The following is a 6,000-nucleotide window of genomic DNA, read 5'->3' as shown; positions in this document are numbered from 1 at the left end:
GGCGGCGACCGTGGCCGGTGACGACGTGCGCTCGCGCCCGGACGGGACCGTGGAGTTCCGCGACGGCGGCGGCTCCACGGGCCGCAAGATCGTGACCCTGCTGGTCTCCGACGGTGAGATGTCCTTCGAGGGCAAGCTGTTGGTGGACGTGGTGCCGGGGCCGCAGCCGCCGATCGCGGTGAACGACCACGTGGTGGTCCCGGCGGGTCAGCCGGTGACGGTCGAGCCGTTGCGCAACGACAGCGACCCGAACGACGACGAGCTGCGCCTGGCGTCGGTCTCGGAATCGGCGCCGGCGGAGATCACGCCGAACTACGACGCGGGCACGTTCACGTTCGTGTCGATGGAGCCGCGCTCGTACGACCTGACGTACCAGGTCACCGACGGCCCGAACGCGACCACGGGCCTGGTGCGGGTGGACGTGCTGCCCCCCTCGGAGGCCGAGGGCGCCCCGATCGTGGTCACCGACACCGCCCTGCTCCCGGCGGGCGGCAGCACCTTGGTGGACGTCCTGGCCAACGACACCGACCCCGCCGGCGGCGTCCTCGTCGTCCAGTCCGTGCGCGTCCCGGCCGACGCCGGCGTGTCGGTCGCGATCCTGGCGCACCAGATGCTTCGCGTCACCGAGATCCGGCGCCTGGACGCGCCGGTGACGGTGGAGTACACGGCCTCCAACGGGACCGAGACCGCGACGGGCCAGGTCCGGGTCATCCCCGTGCCCGCCCCCACGCGCCTGCAGCCGCCGCAGGCGGCGGCGGACGAGGTGACGGTGCACGCGGGGGACGTGGTGACGATCCCGGTGCTGAAGAACGACACCCACCCCGACGGGTTGGAGCTGTTCTTGCAGCCCGAGCTCGAGCAGGACGTGGACCCCGCGCTCGGGGAGGCGTTCGTCTCGGAGGACACGCTGCGGTTCAAGGCCGGCCCCGAGGCCGGGACGGCGTACGCGATCTACCGGGTGCGCGACGTCAACGGGCAGGAGGACTCCGCCCAGGTCACGATCCGCATCCGTGACGGGGAGGACAACGCGCCCCCGCAGCCGCGCGAGATCGAGGCCCGGGTGCTGTCCGGGTCCAGCGTGCGCATCGCGGTCCCCCTCGACGGGATCGACCCCGACGGCGACTCCGTCCAGGTCACCGGCATCGCGACCCCCGCCGCCAAGGGCACCGCCCGCGTCGTGGACGGCCAGATCGAGTACGCGGCGTCCGAGAACGCGACCGGCCACGACACGTTCACCTACTCCGTGCTCGACGCCCGCGGCGCCACCGCCGTCGGCACGGTCCAGGTCGGCATCGCCCGGCCCGCCGACACCAACCAGGCCCCCGTGGCGGTGGACGACGAGATCACGGTGCGCCCGGGGCGCACGGTCTCGGTCGCGGCGCTGGCCAACGACACCGACCCCGACGGCGACCAGGTCGGCCTGGTCCCCGGCGGGATCGAGGACACCCACGGCCTGGACGCCGAGGTCGTCGTCGACCGCATCGTGCTGACCTCCCCCGACGCCGACGGCGCCTACACGTTCTACTACCAGGTCCAGGACACCTACGGCGCCCGCGCCACCGGCGCCGTGACCGTCAACGTCGCCGCCGACGCACCCCTGCTGCCCCCCGTCGCACGCGACGACACCGTGCCCGTGGAGGACATCCTCGGCAAGACCGAGGTCACCGTCCCCGTCCTGGACAACGACGCCGACCCCGACGGCGCCGCGACCGAGCTCACCGTCACCACCGACGCGACCACCGCCACCGTCACCGACACCGGCGAGCTCGTCGTCACCCTCACCGAGAACCGCCAGGTCATCACCTACACCGCCACCGACATCGACGGCCTCACCGCCAAGGCCTTCGTCAAGGTCCCGGGAGTCACGGACCAGGCACCGACGCTCCGACCCGGCATCACGCCCCTGGAGGTCGTCAGCGGTGAGCCGCTGCCGATCGACATCACCGACTACGTGCTCGTCGTCGAGGGCAAGGCCCCGCGCCTGACGACCGAGGACAAGGTCACCGCGCTCGAGGGGACCCGCGAGGTGCCCTCGACCACGGAGATCGTCTACACGTCGAACGCCGACTACGTCGGTCCGGCCGCCGTCACCTTCGAGGTGACCGACGGCTCCGGGCCCGACGACCCCGACGGCAACAAGGCGCTGCTGACGCTGCCGATCAGCGTGGTCCCGCCGGAGAACCTGCCGCCGGAGCTCTCCACCCCGACGCTCGACGTCGCGGCGGGCGAGGAGGCGTCGATCGACCTCGCGCGCTTCGCGACCGACCCCGACGGCGACCCGCTGACCTTCAAGGCCACCGGCCAGGCGCAGGGCGTGACCGTCACCGTCGAGGGCAGCACCCTGCACGCCCAGGCCACCCCGGACGTGCCCAAGGGCTCGGTCGTCCAGGTCCCGATCACCGTCACCGACGGCGAGCACCCCCCGGTCGAGGGCACCGCGACCCTCACCGTCGTGGCCTCCACCCGCCCGCTCGCGCGTGCCAACCAGGACACCGTCGACGACGCCCACCAGGGCAAGGCCACCACGGTGAACGTCCTCGCCAACGACGCCAACCCGTTCCCCGACACGCCCCTGGAGATCGTCGGTGCGGGTGTCGAGACGGGTCAGGGTGACGTCACCTACGCCGGGGACGACGTGACGATCACACCGGCCGAGGACTTCGTCGGCGTCATGGTCGTCACGTACCGCATCCAGGACGCGACGAAGGACGCCGACCGCATGGTCGAGGGTCGGGTCCAGGTCAAGGTGCTCGGCAAGCCCGAGGCTCCCGCGACCCCGCAGGTCGACGAGGTCCGCTCCAAGACGGTCGTGCTGTCCTGGGACCCGCCGAACAACAACGGCGCCGAGATCACGGGCTACACCGTGCGCTCCCAGAACGGCTACGAGAAGGCCTGCGGCACCACCACCTGCACCCTCGACGGCCTGACCAACAACGTGAAGTACACCTTCACCGTCTACGCGACCAACGCCGTCGGCGACGGACCCGCGTCCCCGCCCTCGGCCGAGGCACGCCCCGACGAGAAGCCCGACCCGCCCGCCGCACCCACCCTCGAGTTCGGCGACAAGTCCCTCACCGTCACCTGGACCAACAAGACCTACACCGACCGTTCGCCCATCGAGACCGTCAACCTGGAGATCTCCCCGGCACCGCCGAGCGGCGCCATCCAGATGCAGTCCCTCACCGGGAACCAGACCGTCTGGACCGGGCTCAAGAACGGCGTCGCGTACCGGGTGCGCGTGCAGGCCGTGAACCTCGCCCCCGACCCCTCGGACTGGGGCGAGTACTCCGCCGAGGAGATCCCCGCGGGTCTGCCCGACGTCCCGAAGACGCCCAGCGCGACACGCGCGTCCGACTCCCCGCTCAACGGCGGGTCGATCGACGTGTCGTGGGAGCCGCCGTTCGAGAACGGTGACGCGATCAAGGCGTACAGCCTGCAGCGCTACAAGAACGGCGCTCGTGACGGCGCTCCGCTCTCCCTCACGGGAACGAGCCACAAGGCGACCGGGCTCGACAACGAGTCGTCCTACACGTTCACCGTGACGGCCGAGAACAAGGCTGGCGTGACGGCGGAGAGCCCGCAGTCCGCCGCGGTCGTGCCCTACGGCCGCCCCGAGGCGCCGCCGAAGCCCACCGTGCAGAACGTCGGCTCGTCGTCGCAGGACAGCGGCATCCCGCGCGTGTCCTGGGGCGCGGCGGACGCGAACGGCAGCCCGATCACGTCGTACACGGTCAAGGCCACTCCCGGCGGCGCGACCAAGCAGGTCAGCGGGACGTCAGTTGACTTCACGGATCTCGCGCCAGGGTCGTACACGTTCACCGTGACCGCGACCAACCTGGGCGGCACCTCCACGTCCAGCCCCGCATCGGCCTCGATCAATGCCTACGACAAGCCGGGTGCCCCCGGCGTCAGCGCCGCCCGTACGGGCGAGACGACCGGTCGCTTCACCGTGTCGGCGCCATCCTCCAACGGGGGCAACACGGTGTCGAGGTACAACTGGCAGATCGAGGGCGGAGGGAGCGGCACCGGCACCTCGATCAACGTCGGGAGCGACTACGACCAGACGTTCCGCCTGCGGGCGCAGGCCTGCAACGCGGCCGGCTGCGGGCCGTGGAGCGGGTACGCGACGCACCGGACCGACCCCCGGCCGGTCCCGCCGAAGGTCTGGGTCACGCGCGGGCCGCAGCAGAACACCCAGCCCGGCTACGGCAACTGCACCGGTCACATGTGCACGGTGTTCCGCGTCAACGCCAACGAGACGTTCCCGTCGGGCACGTACGACTTCCAGTGCTACTACGACGGCAACCGGGTCGGTAGCTACACCTGGTCGCGGTATCTCGCGGCGGGGAGCTACGTCGACCTCGGCTGCATCCTCGGCAACCCCTACGGCACGCAGCGCACCGCGACGGTGACGGTGAGCATCTCCCCGGGGAACGGCGTCACCGTCGAGCCGCGACCCTGGCCCATCTTGTGACCCGATCATGAGAGAGCCGATCTGCCGTCGGCGAATGAGCCGACGGCAGATCGGGCCCTCGTCGTTCTCCCGCCATGCGCAGGCTGGGGGCATGACCACGCACCTGACCGACAGACCGTCCGCCGACGGCCCTCGCGAGCCCCGAGCCGAGGCCGTGGCGCCGCCCGCGTCGTCCTTCGACGACCAGCTCACCGCGCGCCTGCTCCACCAGCGCATCGTCGTCCTCGGCTCGGCCGTGGACGACGCCGTCGCGAACCGTCTGTGCGCGCAGCTCCTCCTGCTCTCGGCGGAGGACCCGCGCGCCGACGTCGCGCTGTACATCAACTCCCCCGGCGGCTCGGTGAGCGCCGGGCTGGCCATCTACGACACGATGCGGCTCATCCCCAACGACGTCTCGACCGTCGCGATGGGCTTCGCCGCGAGCATGGGGCAGTTCCTCCTGTGCGCGGGGACGCCGGGCAAGCGCTACGCCCTCCCGCACGCGCGGATCATGATGCACCAGCCCTCGGCGGGCATCGGTGGCACCGCGGTCGACATCGCGATCCAGGCGGAGAACCTCGTGTACACCAAGGGCCTCATGCACCGGCTGACCGCCCAGAGCACGGGGCAGAGCGTCGAGACGATCGCCGACGACTCGGACCGCGACCGCTGGTTCACGGCGCAGCAGGCACTCGAGTACGGCATGGTCGACCGGATCGTCGAGTCCGTCGACGACGTCCGTCCCGCCCGCGCGACCCGGAAGGTGGGCCTGTGATGGCGAGCTACACGATCCCGACCGTCGTCGAGAGGACGCCGCTCGGGGAGCGCGCCTTCGACGTCTTCTCCCGCCTGCTCTCGGAGCGCATCGTCTTCCTCGGCACGGAGATCGACGACGGCGTCGCGAACGTCGTCATGGCCCAGCTCCTGCACCTGGAGTCCGACGCCCCGGACCAGGAGATCGGCCTGTACATCAACTCCCCCGGCGGCTCCGCGACCGCGCTCATGGCGATCTACGACACGATGCAGTTCGTCCGCTGCGACGTGTCGACCATCTGCATGGGGCAGGCCGCCTCGGCCGCGGCGGTGCTGCTGGCGGCGGGGACGCCGGGCAAGCGGTTCGTGCTCGAGCACTCGCGCGTGCTGCTGCACCAGCCCTCGGGCGGCGGCGAGGGCACCATCTCCGACCTGTCGATCCAGGCCGAGGAGATCCTGCGGATCCGGTCCGAGACGGAGGAGGTGCTGTCCCGTCACACGGGTCAGACCGTCGAGCGCCTGCGCGCGGACACCGACCGCGACCTCGTGCTCACGGCACGCCAGGCCGTCGAGTACGGCGTCGCGGACGCCGTCGTCACGTCGCGCAAGCTCGCCGCGGCCGCCTGACCCGGGGTCGAGCGCGCCGAGCCGCAGACCTACCCGCGCCGGCGGAACCACGAGCGACGACGCGGCTCCGGGACGGGCTCCACCACAGGGCCCGGCTCCTCCGCCGGCGCGGGCTCCGCCGGTTCCGGAACGTCGAAGGCCACCGGGTCGACGGCGGTGTCCGCCTC

The 6,000-nt window shown here is 71.7% G+C and carries 3 protein-coding genes; all 3 read left to right on the top strand.

The window, feature by feature from the left end:
• Positions 1-10 precede the first annotated feature (10 nt).
• Positions 11-4,474 (top strand): Ig-like domain-containing protein, encoded by a 4,464-nt coding sequence (locus JN535_RS18785; protein WP_307868976.1) that lies wholly within the window; start codon positions 11-13, stop codon positions 4,472-4,474.
• A 91-nt stretch (positions 4,475-4,565) separates the two neighbouring features.
• Positions 4,566-5,228, top strand: a complete 663-nt coding sequence (locus JN535_RS18780; protein WP_205207334.1) for a ClpP family protease — start codon at positions 4,566-4,568, stop codon at positions 5,226-5,228.
• Positions 5,228-5,833, top strand: a complete 606-nt coding sequence (locus tag JN535_RS18775; protein ID WP_064315262.1) for a ClpP family protease — start codon at positions 5,228-5,230, stop codon at positions 5,831-5,833. The genes JN535_RS18780 and JN535_RS18775 overlap by 1 nt, the downstream gene beginning before the upstream one ends.
• Positions 5,834-6,000 lie beyond the last annotated feature (167 nt).

This window comes from Cellulosimicrobium cellulans (assembly GCF_016921195.1).
GTDB classification, from domain to species: domain Bacteria; phylum Actinomycetota; class Actinomycetes; order Actinomycetales; family Cellulomonadaceae; genus Cellulosimicrobium; species Cellulosimicrobium cellulans_F.
The sequence above is the reverse complement of the archived record's forward strand: the minus strand, read 5'-3'. Positions and strand labels throughout refer to the sequence as shown.

Coding starts and splice junctions, on each gene's coding strand:
- JN535_RS18775 (WP_064315262.1), top strand. CDS start 5,228: ATGGCGAGCTACACGATCCCGACCGTCGTCGAGAGGACGCCGCTCGGG.
- JN535_RS18780 (WP_205207334.1), top strand. CDS start 4,566: ATGACCACGCACCTGACCGACAGACCGTCCGCCGACGGCCCTCGCGAG.